Consider the following 18,530-nt stretch of genomic DNA (forward strand, 5'->3'; position numbering starts at 1 on the left):
ACCTGCAGACTCTCATTATGAACGAGGGACCAACAGGGGGCAGGTCACTGCCAATCTTTGTAACAAGCATGTCTGCAGGTCATCATTTGATGTTCCAGAGTGTTTCCAGAACTTCGAAGGTGGCGTGTTTCAGAGAGGCATCGATCGATTTCGGGCACGCCGGGCTGCAGCAAAGGATCCTTGGTTCGTGGCCTAACAGTGGAACCCGCAAGCGCTTGAAGTGTTTGAGTTTAGCACGCGAATTCTAAGAAAGGACTTCGAAAAGATGAGCGCCCCCTGTAGTGACAAGCCGATGACGCAATCCTGAGCGCCATGCTATTCCAGCAACTGTCGTCCTTTTTCGCATTCGAGACATACCACCTTCAACTCGCCTTCGTTGGCATGGTCATTATCGTTTCCTATTGGTTGCCTCGGATGGTGTCCAAGAGGGAACCTGTCGCGGCGCCGATGATGCTGATCTTCGGGGGTTTGGCTGCGTTCTTGCTTCCTGAGTTGCCACCGCTGCCGGATCCTGTCAGCTCGCCGGCGATTTGGGAACATGTTAGCGAGATGGCGGTGATTGTTGCGCTATTCGGTGCCGGGATGCGCATCGACGAAATCGGCTCGTGGGGCCGATGGCGCCCTGCTACAAGACTGCTGGCCGTCGCGATGCCGCTAACCATCATCGCCGTTGCGCTTCTCGGGGTGGGTGTTGCGAGCCTGTCCTTTGCAAGTGCGGTCTTGTTAGGAGCGATCCTAGCGCCCACCGATCCGGTGCTGGCTTCAGACGTTCAGGTCGGCCCGCCGCACAAGGGAGAAGAGCGCCCTGTACGCTTCGCACTGACGACAGAAGCGGGTCTGAACGATGGCCTTGCTTTCCCATTTGTCTACCTCGCTTTGTTCGTGGCTCACGAAGGAATAACGCCGGTTACTTGGGGGCTTGAGTGGATCGGCAAAGATGTCATTTACAAAATAGTTATCGGCGGCGTGGTCGGTTGGGCCGGTGGGCGCGCATTGGGCTTCGTGCTGTTCAACATTCCCAGAAATGCTGCCCTCGCTGAAACGGGCTCCGGCGTGATTGCATTGGCCGGAGTGTTCCTGTGCTACGGTTCGAGCGAGCTGATCGAAGGATATGGTTTCATCGCTGTCGCTGTAATGGGCTTCACTTTGCGACGGATCGAGAAAGAAAACGACTTCCACCGCAGGCTACACGATTTCTCCGAGGCTATAGAGCACGGGCTTACGGCCCTTATTCTGGTCGCTTTCGGAAGCGTCCTGCCCGTGCTTCTGGCGGACCTGATCTGGACCCATGTTGCAATTGCTCTGTTACTGATCCTTGTCGTAAGGCCAGTGACCGGATGGATCAGTCTCTTGGGAACCAGCTTGTCGGCGCGTGAGCGGCTAGTCGTCGCAATCTACGGCGTGCGTGGCATCGGTTCCATCTATTACCTCGCCTATGCAACCTCCCAGGGCGAGATCGAAGAGCAGGCCGAGCTTTGGTCTATCGTTGCGATAGTCGTGTTGCTGTCGACAATTCTGCACGGCTTTACCGGCGGGCGTGCAATGGAATGGTTGCGCCCGCCTGGGCGGCAGAACGAGAAAGCGGCGGGAGCGACAGAGCAGTTCTAAGCTTTGCGGCCGTTCAATCCCAGCGCAGGATGTTGCAGCGTAGCCCGCCGATACCTCCGTGCGCCGTACTTGCGAAACCTGGAATCAGGCCTAGGTCGGCAGAACTGGACGAAGAGGATATGCGATCACTCCAACGAATCGGTGAGGATTGTGTTCAGAATGGAATCGGAGCTTCATTGAGCCCCAAGAGACTGGCACTCGTCGGAATTTCAGAATGGTGTCGCATAAATGCGGTCCGGGAATTCGACGGTGAAGGCAGCTTCAGGCATCTTGCCGGCTCCTTCAAGGCGCTCTGGGGGGCAACCGCAGACCTCGTTAGCCCCATTGTGACGGTTAACCAAATCAGGAATCCCCACAAAACACTCTTCCAACCAATCCCGGCTGTAAATCTCCATTCGGCCAATGATTTAGGCTGTCACAGCACGCTCCTTCTTTGCGCATGAGCAGGCTGCCCAAGCAGCTTAGGATGCTAACTGGTCATCTGCCAGCGGGACGCTCCAATTGTCAGGTCCGGTAGAGGCACTCTACAAAGCTGTTTCCGGACAGTTGATGCCCGCCATGACAGTATGACCGAATATTTTCACGTTTATTTCACGCCGTGCCCCGTGCGGAATTCACTGCGACCTAGGAAACGACCTCATCATCGATTTCGAAAGTCTTGGCGAGGCCTCCATGATCCAGCATCTCCAACAACCGGGAAAATTCTCGGCTCTCCCTTTGCCAGCGCGCCACATCCGCGACTGGCGTGTGTGGCGCCTGCTCAATCTCATTTGCAAGGCGGAGATGTAGGGATGGGCTATCCAATTATCGAAAGGCCGGTCCTCGGCTCCGACGGCTGGCCCCTGTCCGGGGCAACGCAAGGCAGCGTTGTGCAATTCGACCGCGCGATCGGAATGCTGCGTTCTGCGCCCGGAGACGCCGTGCAGGCCGCCGCAATGGCGCTGCGCCTGGCCCCGTCTTTCATCATGGCGCATATCGTGATGGCGCATGCGTTAAAGGCCGACGACCCGACGATCGGCCGCGCCGCAAACCGCCTGCTGGCATGGCTTCCGGCAACCGACAGGGAAAAATCGCACCTGGCGGCTCTGGGGGACCCGATGCCCGTCGCGGCCCTGCAGCGACTCGTTCGGCGCTGGCCGGGCGACGCCCTTGCGATCAGTCTGCTGAGCGAGCCGCTGACAGTGGAATAATTCAATGGCGCCCCGCGTCCCGGCGGCGCGGGTTCAACCAAATCGCGCGACCTTTCAGGGTCTGACATAGCTTTGGTCTGGACGAAGCAGGATCAACGCACAATCCTCCAGCCCGGCGGCCCGGACGACCTCCGCGTGGCTTCGGCGATCCTGATCGGATGAGGGCCACAGGACCAATTCTGCGGTTCGGATATATAGCGACACGATCCCGATCGGTTCCTGCGCCGCGAAGGCCTTCATCGCCGCGATCTCCTCCTCGGCCAGGGCGTGGTCGCGGTCCATCACGGCACGTTCCAGAACGCTGGCGTGGTACCAGAAAACCGAATGGGCGAGAGAGCCACGCGCCAGGCATTCCCTGCCCTTCGCAATCCAGCCATCCCGCGCGGCGCGATCCTGTGCCAGCAAGGCGGCGAGGCCCAATATTTTGCCACCGATATAGGCATCGGAGCAGGCGTCATCGAGGAGCGGCTCGATGTAGTTGCGTGCCACATCCAACTCACCTCGCCGCATATGCAGCCAAGCGTAGCAGGTCTGCACATCCTTCATGAACCGGGTTTCACCCTTCGCCGTAGCCAGCTGTGAAATCGCGACGAGGTCTTCCTCCAGCCCCTTCAAGTCGCCATTGGCCGTGCGCATTTCAGCTCTTATTTCGCGGGCGATGAGCTCTGTTCGCGCGGCCCCGCACTGGACCGCACTGTCGACCGCAACGTCGGCCAGAAGGAATGCCTTCGGACCGGGATCGGCGAAGAACAGCGAAAAGGCCCGCATGAACATGTACTCTTCCCGCACCAGACCCAGCCCCGCCTTTTCCGCGGTTTCGATGGCCTTGGTGAAATGGTCGTAGGCGGTGGTGAACAGACCGGCGGCGTAGGTCGCATCGCCAAGGCCACCGTGGCCACGGGCGATGCCGCGCGGATCGCCCGCTGCTTCGGCTAGGTCCAGCGCAGCCGCATGATGCGCCCGGCAGGCGGCATGATCGCCACGCACGAAGGCCCGGTTGCCTCGCTGTTCATGGATTTCCGCTCGTACGGGGCCGCTCAGTCCGGCTGCATCGGCTATGTCCTCGGCTGCGTCCAGGGCCCGGTCGGCCTCGTCCCCCAGGCCAAGCCGATGCAGGACAAGCGCCTGGCGCGTCAGCATCGCCACGCGCGTTTCGGCCCGCGTGGCAAAAGCATGGGCGGTCCGGTAATCCTCCAATGCCCCGGCCATGTCGCCCCGGGTGCGGCGGATGCTGGCGCGGCACGAATGTAGCTCTGCCTGCGCTTCGGGGTCGCCGTCACGGGCCAGACCGGCCTCGATATAGGGAAAAGCAGCAGAGAACCGGCGCGCGGCGACCATGGCGTTCGCCGCAGCCACGGCCGCACGCCCGGCATCGACATCATCCGTCGCCCGCAACGCGTGATCGGCCCAGCTGAACGGTGCCACTCCGCGGAAATGGGCCGCCGCGCGCGCGTGCCAATCCTGCCGCGTCTCCTCGGGAATGGCCTCGTAGATCGCCAGGTGGATGAGGTCGTGACCGAAGGCAAGCCCGGTTTCCGTCTCGTGCAACAGGTCACCGCTGGATCGCAGACTTGCAGTATCGGGAAAGATCGCGGCAGCGTCGGCACGATCAAAGCTGACCCCGAGGATCGCAGCCTGCCGCAATCCGTTCCGCTCGACCTCGGGCAGGCGCTCAACCTGTTCCTGCACGAGTTCCGCGACGCTCGTAGGGAGCGCGCCGTCGATCCATTGCGCTTCGAGCAGGCGGATCAGGAAAAGCGGATGCCCGGCGGCCCGTTCGATAGCCGCCTCGGGGGTGGCGATATCAGGGGCCACGGCACGGACCAGGTCACGCGCCATCGCCTCGGGCAGCGGTGGCAGTGTGACCCGCACCAGACCCGACCGCGCCCGCACCGCAAGCCGACGATCAAGGCTGCGTGGTCCCGGCCGTTCGGTCAGCAGAAGAACGGTGCGACTGTCCTGAAGCTGCCTGACCAGGTCGAGGATGAAATCGCCCGCACCCATGGGACGCCAGTGACAATCCTCGATCACGACAAGCAGACCCGAGGGCTGCGCCGCGCGGGTCAGCGCGGCGGCAAGGACCTCCACGATCCGGGCCTGCTGTGCCTCGGGCGACAGCGCGCTCATCCGCAATTCCACGTCTTTGCCCGGCTCCGCATCGCGCAGCCACGACCAGACCGCCCGGTCAATCGACGACACATCGACCGGCCCCGGCAGGTTCGGTAGCCCGGCCATGATCCGTTGTGCCAGGTGACGCGTCCCGGAAGAGAACGCATCGAACCCGGCAGTCGCGATACTCATCCCGGATTGGCGGACGCTGCGGGCGATTTCCGTGGTCAGGCGACTCTTGCCAATCCCGGCCTCCCCGGCCAGGTGGATCGTCAGGCCCGTGCCCGCCGCCTGCGCTGTCGCGATCGCGGCTTTTACCTGAGCCAGTTCCGTGTCCCGTCCGATGAGCGGCAGATCAGGGCGCTTGCGCATCGCATCCGGCTGCAAGGCGACGGCGCGCTGGCCCGCCTCGACCGCGAGGCCAAGACGCGGCGCCAGGTCCGGGGCCACGAATACCTCACCAGGGGCAGCCATCGCCGCAATCCGTCGCGCCCGGACAAGCGAACGGGATGCCGCCTGCGCGTCAACGTCCTGAGCGGTCAGCCCGAAAGACAGCGCCTCTCCGGCCGCTTCAGCCAGTTGCAGAGCCGTATTCGACACGTCGCGCAAGGCCCGGTCGGTGAAGAGGAACGCCACCTCGCCCGGCCCTGTCTCCAGCTCCGTCGCACCTTCGGCACTCGCCCTGTCCCGCAGCCAGGCAAGATCGACCATGCCTTCGGCCTCCATGCAGATGAGCAGGAAGGCCGTGCCCGGCGTTGCTGCATCGGCCGTGTCGGGCATTGTTTTCGCTTCTGGCTCTTTGGGCGCAGCACCGGCCCCCCGGCGCAGCCGATCATAGAGCGCGCGCGTCTCGGCCGCGGGCTCCGCGCCAAGGTCGCGCCTCAGCGCGGCTTCCAGCGTTTCATACCGCGTCCGCACTGCCCCGCGCATGCCGCGCGCCGCATCCAGTTGCATCAGCCGGCGATGCGCCGCTTCGTTCAGCGGGTCCAGGCCCAGCAACCGATGTGCCAACGCCGCGGCCTCTGCACTGTCGCCCAAGCGATCCAGCTCCCGTGACAGGGCCTCCGTGGCGAGAGTTGCAAACCGCGCGCGATGCTCTGCGATGGCCTGCCCAAGGTCCGACGCATTCGCGTCGATGCCTTCCAGGAAGGATCCGCGATAAAGGCGCGCCGCCTCTGCCGGATCATTGCGCGCCAGTGCTGCTTGGAAAGCGTCGAGATCGGTGGACACATCCACGCCAAGGCGCAGCTCCTCACCTTCTGCCTCGACCCAGCCCCCTCCGCCGGCGCGCCGTATCTGGGCCAGCGCCTGGCGCAGACTGCCCCGCGCCTGGTCAGCGTCGCTGTCCTCCCACAACAAGGCGGCCAGCCGCTGGCGGGTCATCGTCCGATGTCGGGCAACCGCCAGAAGCCCCGCCAGCAGGCGCGGCTTGCGGGCGCTCAGCGGCACCTTCGCACCGTCCCGCGTCATTGCGAAACCACCCAGACATTCGAGTCGGAGACTCATCTTTCACGCACCTTTCACGCATGGGCCCCCGGGTGAATTCACGCAGACCGGGCAAAAGCCGTCTCATCAGACAATTTGAAAGAACCGACACATGACTCAATTCCATGCAATCCGCCGGCCTGGCCACAGGTCCGGACCGCCAAGGCCGAACATATTCTTCAGCCTGATCACACGCATGTTCGGCCTGCCACGGATCGATCCCCTCGACGAGGTGACCGGTCTGCCGCCGCAACGTCCGACGTTCCCTCAAAATCTCAACCTATGGTGACCCACATGACGACCTATCGCAATAATCTTCCCCAGCTCGAAAACACGCTGCTGCTGACAGATTCCGGCCTGGAAACGACGCTGATCTTTCATGACGGCCTCGACCTGCCGGCCTTCGCCGCCTATCCGCTGATGGAAACGCCTGAGGGGCGCGAGACGCTGGCGCGCTATTATCGCCGCCACATCAGCATCGCCGCCGATCACGGCACGGGTTTCCTGCTGGAGGCGCCGACCTGGCGCGCCAGCCGTGACTGGGGTGCGCAGCTGGGGCACAGCCCCGAGGACCTCGCGCGGATCAATCGCGCCGCGATCGGCTTCCTGTCCGACCTGCGCGGGGCCTCCGCTTCGGTTCGACCGATGGTGATTTCTGGCAATATCGGCCCGCGCGGCGATGGCTACCGGCCGGACACCGCCATGACGGCCAGCGAGGCGGAAGCCTACCATGCCGAACAGATCGGCTGGTTCGCTCAGACCGACGTGGACCTGGTGACTGCAGTTACCCTCTCGACCGTGGCCGAAGGCGTTGGCGTAATCCGCGCCGCGAAGAAGGCTGGCCTGCCCGTCGTGGTGGCCTACACCGTGGAAACCGACGGCCGACTGCCCGACGGCACCCAGCTGGGTCGCGCTTTCGAGGAAACGGATGCGCGGACCGACTGTGCTGCGGCTTATTTCATGGTCAACTGCGCGCATCCCGATCACTTCCGCGAAGCGCTCGAGGCCGGCAACGGTTGGCTGAAGCGGATTGGTGGCATCCGCGCCAACGCCTCCCGGCTCAGCCATGCCGAGCTGGACGAGGCAGAGGAACTCGATGCCGGCAACCCGGACGAGTTGGGCCGCGACTATGCCCGTCTGCGCCGCCTGCTGCCCAACCTCGCCGTGCTGGGCGGCTGCTGCGGCACCGATCACCGCCATGTCGAAGCGATGGCCGATTGCTGTGTCGGCGCCCACGCTGCCTGATCCGAACCTGACCGCCTGTCGCCCGGGCCGCGCCCGGGCGACGCTGCGACCTATTTCCAGAAAGGACTGACTAATGACCAACCGATTGACTTTGGCCGCCGTGCTTGCCGCGACAACCGCGCTGCCTTTTCCCGCCAGTGCCCATGACACCGACCGGCGGACCGAATTGTTCAAACCGGGCGTAGAACACGCCACGACCGACCTGCCCGCAGGCGACGCCGCCCGCTTGGCTGAATTTGCCGGATATGGCAATTTCGGCTTCGATCCGGGCACCGATGTGGCCGAAGCACGCAACGCATTCGAACAGGGCATTGCACTGCTCTGGGGCTTCAACCATGCGGCCGCCGTGCAGGCTTTTCGCGCGGCGCAGGCGGCCGACCCTCGGTGTTCCGCCTGCTTCTGGGGCGAGGCCTACGCACTTGGCCCGAACCTGAACGACGGGATGCACGAGGACAGCATCGATCGCGCGATCGAAGCCGCGCGCATGGCCGACGAAACCGCCTCGACCAAGAAGGAGCGGATGCTGGCCCGCGCCCTCCTGCAACGCTATGCTCCGCGCGACGCGGATCGTGCATCGCTGAACGCCGCCTTTGCCAATGCGATGGCCGATGTCGCCGCGGAGTTTCCTGAGGACGCCAACGTCCAGGTGATCCGCGCCGATGCGCTGATGAACCTGCAGCCTTGGGACTATTGGGACGCCGACGGCGTCACACCGAAAGGGAACGGGGCCGCGATCCTCGCCACGCTCGAAAGGGCGATGGCGCTTGATCCCGCGCATCCCGCGGCCCTGCACCTCTATATCCACGCGGTGGAGGCTTCGTCCGATCCCGCCCGGGCCGAGGCGGCGGCGGATGCCCTGCGCGGCAGCGTGCCGATGGCCGGGCACCTCGTCCACATGCCCGCGCATATCTACAACCGCATCGGGCGCTATCGAGACTCTATCGAGGTGAACAAGGCCGCCATTGCGGCGGACGAAGCCTATCTCGCTGCGACGGGCCACGGGGCCAGCGCGCTCTACCGCTACGGCTACTACCCTCACAACATCCACTTCCTGCTGGTCGGCGCACAGATGGCGGGCCTGAAAGACGAGGCACTGGAGGCGGCGGACAAGCTGGTCGCCGTGACCTCGGAAGAGGTGAGCGGGCAACTGGCCTGGGTGCAGGCGATCGAGACGGCGCCATATACAGCCCATGCCCAGTTCAGCGCCCCTGAGGAAATCCTGGGGCTAACCGATCCGGGCGACGCCTTCCCCTTCGTGAAGGGCCATTGGCACTATGCACGTGGCACGGCCTTCGCCCTTCTGGGCGATACCGACGCCGCGCTGGCCGAACAGAAGGCCATCGAACGGATCATCGCCGACGCCGACCTGTCCGGCCTTGAGGATCAGTTCCTGCCCGCCCGCGACGTCCTTGAAATCGCCAAGCACATCGTGGAGGCGCGGATCGCGCATGCGCAGGGCGACCTGCACCAGGCCGAACATCACCTCGAATCCGCGATCGAGCTGGAAGACACCATCGCCTACATGGAGCCGCCTTACTGGTACTACCCGGTGCGCCAGACGCTCGGTGCGGTGCGTCTGGAAGCATGGGACCTGCATGGAGCTCGCAAGGCCTTTGAGGCGGCATTGCGGACGCATCCGAACAATGCCTGGGCGCTTTGGGGCCTCTGGCAGGTCGAGAAGGCGGAAGAGGTCGACCAGCTGGACATTCCTACTGTTCAGAACGCCGAGCGCGCTTTCCGCGATGCGTGGCTGGGACAGGGTGAACCCGCTCTGAACCGTCTCTGATGACATGGGGTGCCGGCGCTCTCCGGCACCCTCAACCGACACAGGCCGCAATTCGGTCCAAGGACAAGACAATGACACACGCCACTCTGGCCACACTTTCGCCGCCCGCAAAGACGGCCTCCCGCACGCCCGCCGACCAGGCGCTTTCCATTATCCAGAGCGCCTTTGAACAGGACCCTCCCGTCCGCTGGCTCTATCCGAGTGACGCGGATTACCAGCGGTACTTTCCAGACTTCGCCGCCGCCTTGGGCGCGCCCGCCTTTACGGAGGGAACCCTGGCCCTCAACGCCGCTGCCGCCGCGCTCTGGGTTCAACCTGGCTCCGAACCGGATGAGGCCGCCTTGGGCGCACTCATCGAACGATCCATCCCGGCGCACCGCCAGGCGGACGTCTTCGCCGTGATCGAAGAGATGGGTGCGCATCACCCGGAGGAGCCGCACTGGTATCTGCCCGTCCTCGGCACGCACCCCGAGATGCAGGGGAGGGGTCATGGCGCCGCACTTCTCCGTCCCGTGCTTGAGGTCTGCGACCGCACCGGCGTGTCGGCCTATCTTGAGGCGACGACCGAACGCAATCGCGCACTCTACGCCCGCCACGGGTTCGAGGCGACGGCGGAAATCAGGGTTGCCGACTGTCCACCACTGACCGCGATGGTCCGCAGCCCCCGGTGACAGGACCAGAGCCATGACAGTCGAATTGTGTAAAACGATTGGCGCGTTCGACTGTCTGAATGCGGCCACAGACCGAAGCCCTGAACTTTTCACACGCCGCGTCGTCGTAACGCCTGGTACGACCCGAGCGGTGGACTTTCCACCGATCCACTTATTGTTGAGGCAACCGCGATGACATCCGGACTGACGCTACGACCCTACGAAAGCTCCGACGCAGAAGCCCTTTCTGCGATCTATCGCCGGGCCGTGTTCCAACTCGGGCCGCGCGCCTACCGGCCCGATCAGGTCGCGGCATGGCTCTCCATCGCGCCGGACGCCGGAATGTTGCACCAGATCTACACCGATGGCCGGCACGCCATAGTCGCTGCCAATGGAGCGAATGGGCTGATCGGGTTCGCTGATCTTGCCGACACCGGCCACATTCGATTTCTCTATGTGGATCCCGATCACGCCGGTCGCGGCATCGGCGGCGCCCTTGTGAACAATCTGCTTGAACATGCGCGCGATGCCAGGGTTTCCAGCGTTCATTCCGACGCCAGCGAACTGGCGCGTCGGGTGTTCGAGCGAGCCGGTTTTTCCTGCGTCTCTCGGCAGGAGCACGAGATCGCAGGCACCTGGATCCACAACTTCTTAATGCGCAAACGCGTGTTGGGCGCCCAGGCTTCAGCACGGCGTTCGCAGCCAAAGGAATAGATAGGCCAATGGGATTAAATCTCGAATTCGACATCCGACGTGCCGAACAGAAGGACGCCGCGGAAATCGCGAACCTCTTCCTCATCTCGTCGGACGGTCTGGCCACCTATATCTGGCGCAAGCTGGCCAAAGATGGCGCGTCGCTAGAAGACCTCGGTGCGGCACGCTATGCCCGCACGGAAACCGCCTTTTCCTATCAGAATTGCCTGCTCGCGACGCAGGGCGAAAGCATCATTGGAATGGCCCACGCCTATGAGATGCAGGTGGCCAGAGGGGAGCCGGAAACGGACCCTGTGCTCGCTCCCTACGCGGCGCTAGAAGAGCCGGGATCGCTCTACATTTCTGGACTGGCGGTGCACGCCCCGTTCCGCTCTCGCGGGATCGGAGCCGCCCTTCTAGACTGCGTCGAGGCCCTGGCCTTCACCCGCGCCATACCGCACCTGTCGCTGATCTGCTTCGAACGGAACACCCGCGCCATCGACTTCTACCTGCGTCTCGGATTTCGCGTCGCGGATCGGCGGCCCATCGTTCCGCACCCGGATCTGCACTATTCCGAAGGGGACGCGTTTCTCATGACCCGCACCGTTGGCAGAGTGCGGGCCGGCAAAGTGAGCGCCCCCCGCCGCGCCCTTGCCAGCCCTCACGGCGCCAGCGCCATCTCATCAACTCAGCAATGAACAAAGGCATAGCCCGATGACCTCCAGAATACTCCAAATCTGTCTTGCCGCGATCTTCCTTTTCCTCGGCGCCTGGTGCCTTCTGGCTCCGGGCATGGTGGTGCGCCTCACCTTCCGCCCTGAACTCGCAACCGCGACCGAACAGGCGCGCTTCCTGATGGGCTGCTTCGGCGCGCAGGCGGTGCTTTGCGGCACGATCATCGCCACCGCCCGTTTCACCCCCACGACTTTCCTGGTCTTCGGGCTGGTCGGTTCGGTCCCTTTCTTCGCATTCAACATCTGGTTCTGGCTGATTGAGCCGGTCCTCAACACCTGGATGCTCCTGGACCTTGCCGGCAACATCGGGATTCTCGCGACAGGTCTCTGGGGATGGCGTCTTTCGAAAAGAGAACTTCTGATCCCGTCCTATTGAACGACCCTGGCATCGACAAAATCCTGAAGGATCAGCACCCATACCACCCACAGTAATTACAGCGAAAGCGCAGACGGCCCCGTCAATGCCACGACGCCCAGATTCAGCCCATCGCGGTTTGGGCCGGCTACTCCGAAACGGCCTTCGCTGTGCGCAACGCCTTCGCTTCACAGGAGGCGCTGGAAGACTCGGCAAAATTGTCACCGAAGATCAGACATCGCGTTCCAGGACTAAATTGGTGCGCGCGCGGCAAACGTCCCGTCCCACCTACTTATTATCAACTTGCCAGCGCCAAACCGGGTAGACCGCTGAATATCCGCTTCGTTAGCCGCCTCGAAATACATTCGCACCGGCAGCGAAAGACCACTTTCCACCCATTCTATTGAAAAACACCTGTTCGCAAGCGCCGAAATAGCCCACCTGGTGCGAGCGTGAATGCATTTTTCTGTCAGGCTTTCCGCGGTTGATGCGGTGCGGGAAGGACCTCGGCCAGCTTGCGGATGTTCTGGGCGGTAGCAACGAGGAGGAATTCGTCATTTGCGCCGTATGGGCCGTGTAATCGGAGCCGTCCCGGGCCGGGTATCGGCTTGAGGCAGGCAAGTAGCATCTCGACCTTCTTCCGCAACCGCATCGAGCTCACATATTGTTCGGTCTTCGCGATCTCGCGGGCCACTTGCCGAACGTCTTCGTTCTCCTCGCGGGTGACGGACCGGAAGTCCATGTTTGGGCAGCAACGCGTCTTTAGGACAGGCCTTAAAGGTGTGCTTCAGGCGCCAGTATTTGGCCGTCCCTTTACCGGTCGGCCCCGCTAGGGATCTGAGTATTTCCGGCGGAATTGCTTCAGCGCGTGTCCTTCGGGGCAGATGTATTGGTCGTTCCAATTTGCGCGCCGACTTGTAAATGACGGGGATATGCGCGGCGAGCTTGCGATTGACCCGCCAATACTGCACCGGCCCGGTGCCACACGCAGTGTTTTCGATCAGGCATTCGGGAAGCAGGTCGACCTTGGTTTCAATGCCCCTAAGAATGGTTTTGGCTGATCCCACTTCAGTCTGCCGGATCGATCTGTCTCCACCACAATTCACGATAACACCATGGTCTCTGTCGACCAGGTAGTTATCGGAATAGCTGAAGAATGCCGGGCGTTTCCGGGCCGCAGTCCGTTGGTTTGCAGGGTCGGAATGCGAGGTGAACTTCGGGCTGGACTTCGGCGGCTTCGCCGAACGCTGCGTTATCCGGCGCGTCCAGATATTCTCGATCCGCCCGCAGCGCATCAGATGGATCGATCAGCCTGGCGCCCCGGTCCAGCTTCGGCGATGCGTTCTGCTTGTTCGCATCAGCTTCGATAAGGCCGGCGTCGACGGCCATACGCTGCCCGCTGACCATGCCCTCTTCGAGGCATCGCGCCACCGTCGTTTCGAGTACATGACGCAACGGTTCGCGGTCCCGGAACCGACCGTGCGGTTTCTTGGAAAAGGGTTGATTGATCGGGCACCCTTTCGCCAATGTCCAACCGACAGAACCAGCGATAGGCCAGGTTCAGATGCACCTCTTCGCAAAGCCGCCGTTCCCTCAGGGTGCCGAAGCAATACCCCACCAACAGCATGCGAATCATCAGCTCCGGATCGCCCGACGAGCGGCCCGTATGCCTGTAGAAATCGGCGAGATACGGGCGGATACCTGAGAGGTCGACGAACCGGTCAATAGAGCGGAGCAAATGGTCCTTTGGGACGTGATACGCCAGCGAGAACTCGTAGAACAGCGCCGGTTCCGCCTCTTGCCGCCGTCCCATCATTCCCGATCCTCCAACCCTATGAAAGAATTGCTTCAGCCGGGTGGGCGTCAAACAAGCACAAATTTTCAACGGAATACGCCCTCAGTGTCAGCGTCTGATTACTGGGTGCTCCTCGTGCGAATTTCTTGCAAGGGCCAATATCGGGTACTCTAACAGGGCCGAAAGCTGCTGTTCGCGGTCCCCAGGCCCCCACGTGATCAAAGCCACATTTTTCCACGCAGACAGAGCGCTAGCTTCCACCGGTTTCGTGCATCAATCCTGGCAAATGACGGATAAGGAACGTGGCAAGGGCGTCAACCTGTGGCGGGTTTCCCCGCCGTTCGTGCATGAGCAAGCTGATCTCGGGAGAACCCGCAGTCCAGTGCGGCAAGACGCGTCCCAGCCGCCCCAAGCTGATATCCTCGGCGCAGACATAAGCCGGCAGGGCCACCACACCCAAACCGTTGGCCGCCGCCTGTTTCAGGGTGGACATGTCGTCGCTACGCAGGCGCACGGCGTAGGGAACCGAGGCCGTGCTACCGCCCGGCCCGACCAGAGACCAGGAATTGCCCCCCGGGCGCCAGCCAAGAGCAAGCGCGGGTTCGCCGTCCAGATCGGTCGGAGAAGCCGAAGCATCCAGGCGTTTCGCGATGTCGGGGGCCGCGAAAAGGTGCCACGGCACTTCTGTGATGCGTCGTTGGATCAGACCGGAGTCGGGTAGCAGCTTGGCATGGCCCCGGATCGCTAGGTCGATGCCGTCCCCGATCATGTCCGCGTAGTCGTTAGAGGCCTGAAGGCGCAGCACCACGCGCGGGTTCTCGGCCAGGAAGCGCGGCAGGATGCGGCCGAGCGCGAACTGCGCGACCCCGACAGAGCATGACAGCGTGACCGTGCCCTCCAGAACGTCCGTGTCCTGGCGCACCGCCGCCTCGGCCGCGGCCATGCAGTCCAGCGCCATCTTTGCGTGGCGGTAGTAGGCCTCGCCCGCCTCGGTCAGGGACATGTGCCGTGAATCCCGGTTCAGGAGCCGGGTACCGAGCACTTCTTCCAGCGTTTTGACCTGCCGGCTGATCCGCGACTTGGGAATGCCCAGCGTGCGCGCCGCCGCGGAGAAGCCCTGTTTCTCGACGACATGCACCAGGTAATAGGCTTGGTTGAGGTCCATCATCTCTTTCTTACGCTTCGCATTACCGTTCTATTTTCAGAACGATGGGTTCCGAAATCAACGGATTTCCCAGCTATCGTCCCGCCCTTAGGTTCGCCATCAGCACAGGAGGCGAACATGAACGCACAAGACATACCCCGGATCGACGGGCCCCAGAGCACGATCACGGCGGTCCAGCATGGCGAGACAATGACTCGGAGCGAGGGATTCGAAGCGGTCAGCTTCATCCATCGCCAGCTTGACGGGCTGATGGACCCGCTGATCATGGTGGACCATTTCACCATGACCGCACCAACCTTTGCGCCCCATGCCCATGCAGGGATTTCGGCGGTCAGCGTGTTGTTCGAGGACAGCACCGGCCACTTCCGCAACAGGGATACGCTTGGCAACGATATCAACCTCGCGCCCGGCGATCTCTATTGGCTCAAGGCCGCGCGTGGTGCCGTGCATGACGAAGCACCGACACCCGGATCGCGCACCCATGCGCTCCAGGTCTTCGTGAACCTACCGGCGGCCCAGAAGTTGGACGCGCCCGATGCCCTTCACGTGGCCGCAAAGCAAATGCCGGTGATCGAGGGCCCCGGCCATCGGGTGCGGGTGATGACCGGCGCCAGCAATGGCGTGACCGGAGCGATGCCACCCGCCATGCCCCTCACCATCCTTGATATCGCATTGCAACCGAACGGCCGCTTCACGCACCACATAGCGGAGGGAGACGCGCTCTGGCTGCATACGATCCGAGGGGATGTCGAACTGGTCGTCGACGGCACCAGACAACGCCTCGGCCCTGACGAAGCGCTGGCGGTGCATGGCGTCGAAGAGATCAGCCTGCTGAGCACCCAAGGCGGACAGGCTGTTCTGCTGAGCGGCAGGCCCCTGCGAGAACCCTTCGTCCAGAAGGGCCCATACGCGATGAGCAATGCGCAGCAGCTGGCCTCGGTTATTGCCGCCCATGCTGCCGGAGAGCTTGGCGCGCTCGATTGAAGACTTCACCCGACAGCGAACCAACGACCTAAAATGAACGGAGAAAACCCATGAAAATCCTGGCCTTCGGCGCAAGCAACAGCAAGGCGTCCATCAACAAATCCCTGGCACGTTTCACCGCCACGCTGGTCCCCCACGCCGAGATCGAGGTGCTGGACCTTGCAGACTACGATCTTCCGATCTTCAGCACGGATCTTGAGGCCCAGATCGGGCATCCCCCGGCTGCCTTGGCGTTCTTCGACAGGATCGGCGCAGCGGACGGCGTGATCGTGTCCTTTGCAGAGCATAACGGCTCCTATTCCGCCGCATACAAGAACCTCTTCGACTGGGCCAGCCGGATCGACCCGAAGGTGTTTCAGGACAAGCCGACGGTCTACCTTTCGACCTCTCCGGGTCCAGGCGGTGCGGGCAGCGTTTTGGCCGCGGCCAAGGGCTCGGCTCGCTTCTTCGGGGCTGATCTGAGAGCTGCCGTGTCCGTAGCCAGCTTTTACGACGCCTTCGACAGCGAGACGGGATCCATCACCGAACCGACTGCCCTGGCCGCATTGACGGCCGCCGCCGAAACGCTGGCCCTGGCAGAGGTCGCCTGAGATGACCCGTAACATGAGCATTCACAGGCTGACCGGATCGTTCGTCATGTCGGCCTTCATGTCGATGGCCCTCTCGGGCGTCTTCAGCCTGCTTGAGTTCGGAGTGTCCTGGACCTGGCTTCGGACCTGGGGACAGAGCATCCTGATCGCCCTACCGATCGCTTTCGTGCTGGATATGATACTGGGAGAGAAACTCCGCGCTCTTGCCGATGATCTGGCGGACAAAGCGGCGAAAGCCTGGTCATGACGCCGTCCGTTACCGTGAGCCGGAGTCACTCCGCAGAAACGCCCAAGCCATTAGTTGAATATTGAAATTAGGCAACTGGGCGTTTCCGACACGACCTCATAATCGCCCGTCCGGCACAGGATGTCGATCCAGAACCACGTCCGATGCGCACGGGGGCTCCTCGACCTCATTGAGCCCCATGGGTCCGAGGACCTTGATTGCCGTCGCCGTGCGCAGGTCCAGGATCAAGCTGTCGACAAACTCATGGGGCCCGGCCGATATCGGCCAGGACCTGCCTTGCGCGTTCGATCACCGGCCGGTCGACCATCTTGCCATCGACCTGCACGACCGAGCCAGAGGCGACCGACAAGGCCGACAATACGCGGCTTGCCCAGTCGATCTCGGCTTCGGAGGGAGTGAACGCGTCGTTCGTGAAAGCGACCTGCGCGGGGTGAATGCAAAGCTTCGCGCTAAAGCCCAGCATGCGTGATCTCGCCACCTCGTCCTTCAGGAGCCCGCCGTCCTTGAGTTCCGGTGTCACGCCATCCACCGGCGGCACCAGTCCGCCAAGGCGCGAGGCCAGGACGATCTCGAACCGCGCGGGATCGAGGACCTGGCCGGTGCCGGGTATCCGAGTATCCGCGCCGAAATCCAGGTTGCCAAAGACCAGTCGGGTCACCCCGGGGCAGGTGACCGACCGGCGCAGGGCGGCAAGTCCCTCGGCCGTTTCGATCAGCGCGACCAGCGCGCGACCGGGCAGCCTTTCGGCCACAGCCACAAGGCTCTCCGGAGTGGCTTTCGGCACCATGACCGCCGAGACGTCGCAGGAGGCAAGGGCCGCGAGGTCATCTTCGAACCAGGGCGTATCCGCACCGTTGATCCGCACGAGGCCCGCCCCGCCGTTGCCGAACCAGTCGGCGACATGACCCCGTGCTTCGGGCTTCGCTTCGGGGCCGACCGCGTCCTCGAGGTCGAGGATGATGGCGTCGGCCCCCGACCCCGCCGCCTTGGCAAATCTGTCGGGCATGCGACCCGGAACGAAGAGGTAACTACGAGGGGTTTTCATGACGCGGGTTCGATCACGGCACTGGCCTGCATTGCAAGTTCACCGTCCGGTCCCTTTGCCCAGATCGGAATCGCGCCATCGGCCTCTTCCCCGGCCTCGAGCGTGAACGGGTGGTCGCCAAAGAGCGGCGCCATGCCGCGGAACTCGAAGCGGGTCAGTCGCCCAGCCCCGGAGGCCGTGGCAAAGCCCTGAAGCAAAGTGGCCGTCAGCGGGCCGTGCACGACCAGATCGCGGTAATCCTCTTCTTCGCGGGCATAGGTCCGGTCGTAGTGGATGCGGTGGCCATTCGAGGTCAGCGCGGAATAGCGGAACAGGAGCACGGGATCTGGGGTGACCTGCTCGAAACGGGTGGCGCCGTCGGGCGCAGCGGCAGGCGTCGGCTTGGGCGCACCAGGTGCAGGCGCCTCGCGGTAGACGATGTCCTGCTCCTCTTCGATGCAGAGCGTTCCACCCTGCGAGAGCGAGTGCTTCACGGTCACGAAGACGAGTTGCCCTGCGCGGCCGGACTTTGCCTTCACGGCGACGATCTCGCTGACCTTTTCGGCCTCGCGGCCGATCGTGAGCGGCGCGTGGTAATTGAGGCGTCCACCGGCCCACATGCGACGGGGCAATGTGACGGCGGGCAGGAAGCCCCCGCGCTTGGGATGACCGTCCGGCCCGATATTGCGGCGCTGCACGAACGGATTAAAATAGAGCCAATGCCAGCCGGGCGGCAGCGGGTCCCCGTCCGCTGGCGCGTGATCCAGGTCCAGCGTCGCAGCCAAGCCCGCGGCGCGGTCGGCCGAGATCGTCTGAACATGGCGTTCGGTCCGGCCGACCGCGTCGGAGTAATCAGGTGTAGATGTCATC

Annotated in this window: 15 protein-coding genes and 1 pseudogene; 11 read left to right on the forward strand and 5 right to left on the reverse strand. The window is 63.1% G+C overall.

Going from position 1 to position 18,530, the window contains the following annotated elements:
• The first annotated feature begins 447 nt into the window (after positions 1-447).
• Positions 448-1,608, forward strand: a complete 1,161-nt coding sequence (locus ATO9_RS04160) for a cation:proton antiporter (protein WP_420329709.1) — start codon at positions 448-450, stop codon at positions 1,606-1,608.
• A gap of 869 nt (positions 1,609-2,477) precedes the next feature.
• Positions 2,478-2,798 carry a hypothetical protein gene (locus ATO9_RS04165; protein WP_162183056.1) on the forward strand — a complete coding sequence of 107 codons (321 nt, stop codon included), beginning with the start codon at positions 2,478-2,480 and terminating at the stop codon, positions 2,796-2,798.
• A gap of 54 nt (positions 2,799-2,852) precedes the next feature.
• Here ATO9_RS04165 and ATO9_RS04170 read toward each other — a convergent pair whose 3' ends face one another.
• The gene (locus ATO9_RS04170; protein ID WP_081979444.1) at positions 2,853-6,413 is read right to left on the reverse strand and encodes an ATP-binding protein; all 3,561 of its coding nucleotides are present in this window, start codon (positions 6,411-6,413) and stop codon (positions 2,853-2,855) included.
• A gap of 273 nt (positions 6,414-6,686) precedes the next feature.
• Here ATO9_RS04170 and ATO9_RS04175 point away from each other — a divergent pair, with 273 nt between their 5' ends.
• From ATO9_RS04175 to ATO9_RS04200, 6 genes are all read left to right on the forward strand, one after another.
• Positions 6,687-7,637, forward strand: a complete 951-nt coding sequence (locus ATO9_RS04175) for a homocysteine S-methyltransferase family protein (RefSeq protein WP_043747329.1) — start codon at positions 6,687-6,689, stop codon at positions 7,635-7,637.
• A gap of 73 nt (positions 7,638-7,710) precedes the next feature.
• Positions 7,711-9,423: a tetratricopeptide repeat protein gene (locus ATO9_RS04180; RefSeq protein WP_043745760.1), complete on the forward strand. Its 1,713-nt coding sequence runs from the start codon at positions 7,711-7,713 to the stop codon at positions 9,421-9,423.
• A 71-nt stretch (positions 9,424-9,494) separates the two neighbouring features.
• A complete protein-coding gene (locus ATO9_RS04185) occupies positions 9,495-10,094 on the forward strand; it encodes a GNAT family N-acetyltransferase (protein ID WP_052418106.1) in 600 nt (199 codons plus the stop codon).
• 171 nt (positions 10,095-10,265) lie between these two features.
• Positions 10,266-10,787, forward strand: a complete 522-nt coding sequence (locus ATO9_RS04190; RefSeq protein ID WP_043745761.1) for a GNAT family N-acetyltransferase — start codon at positions 10,266-10,268, stop codon at positions 10,785-10,787.
• 8 nt (positions 10,788-10,795) lie between these two features.
• On the forward strand, positions 10,796-11,464 hold the full coding sequence (locus ATO9_RS04195) for a GNAT family N-acetyltransferase (RefSeq protein ID WP_081979447.1): 669 nt from the start codon (positions 10,796-10,798) through the stop codon (positions 11,462-11,464).
• A gap of 16 nt (positions 11,465-11,480) precedes the next feature.
• Complete coding sequence (locus ATO9_RS04200) at positions 11,481-11,876, forward strand: hypothetical protein (RefSeq protein ID WP_043745764.1); 396 nt, start codon at positions 11,481-11,483, stop codon at positions 11,874-11,876.
• 448 nt (positions 11,877-12,324) lie between these two features.
• Here the strand turns inward: ATO9_RS04200 and ATO9_RS04205 are convergent.
• Both ATO9_RS04205 and ATO9_RS04210 read right to left on the reverse strand, forming a co-directional pair.
• Positions 12,325-13,671, reverse strand: a pseudogene (locus ATO9_RS04205) (transposase).
• 229 nt (positions 13,672-13,900) lie between these two features.
• Complete coding sequence (locus ATO9_RS04210; RefSeq protein WP_052418107.1) at positions 13,901-14,818, reverse strand: LysR substrate-binding domain-containing protein; 918 nt, start codon at positions 14,816-14,818, stop codon at positions 13,901-13,903.
• Between the two features lie 114 nt (positions 14,819-14,932).
• Between ATO9_RS04210 and ATO9_RS04215 the strand changes: the two genes are divergently transcribed.
• Genes ATO9_RS04215 through ATO9_RS04225 form a run of 3 tightly spaced genes read left to right on the forward strand, consistent with a single transcriptional unit; the run spans position 14,933 to position 16,636 of the window.
• Positions 14,933-15,799, forward strand: coding sequence for a pirin family protein (locus ATO9_RS04215; RefSeq protein ID WP_043745767.1), 867 nt, complete (start codon positions 14,933-14,935; stop codon positions 15,797-15,799).
• 50 nt (positions 15,800-15,849) lie between these two features.
• On the forward strand, positions 15,850-16,389 hold the full coding sequence (locus ATO9_RS04220; protein WP_043745770.1) for an NADPH-dependent FMN reductase: 540 nt from the start codon (positions 15,850-15,852) through the stop codon (positions 16,387-16,389).
• 1 nt (position 16,390) lies between these two features.
• Positions 16,391-16,636, forward strand: a complete 246-nt coding sequence (locus tag ATO9_RS04225) for a DUF2798 domain-containing protein (RefSeq protein WP_081979448.1) — start codon at positions 16,391-16,393, stop codon at positions 16,634-16,636.
• 241 nt (positions 16,637-16,877) lie between these two features.
• Here ATO9_RS04225 and ATO9_RS04230 read toward each other — a convergent pair whose 3' ends face one another.
• The gene (locus ATO9_RS04230; RefSeq protein WP_043745775.1) at positions 16,878-17,681 is read right to left on the reverse strand and encodes an HpcH/HpaI aldolase/citrate lyase family protein; all 804 of its coding nucleotides are present in this window, start codon (positions 17,679-17,681) and stop codon (positions 16,878-16,880) included.
• Positions 17,678-18,529: an HTD2 family dehydratase gene (locus ATO9_RS04235; RefSeq protein ID WP_043745778.1), complete on the reverse strand. Its 852-nt coding sequence runs from the start codon at positions 18,527-18,529 to the stop codon at positions 17,678-17,680. Before ATO9_RS04235 ends, ATO9_RS04230 begins: the two co-directional genes overlap by 4 nt.
• Position 18,530: the final 1 nt, after the last annotated feature.

This window comes from Pseudooceanicola atlanticus, from assembly GCF_000768315.1.
GTDB lineage: Bacteria > Pseudomonadota > Alphaproteobacteria > Rhodobacterales > Rhodobacteraceae > Pseudooceanicola > Pseudooceanicola atlanticus.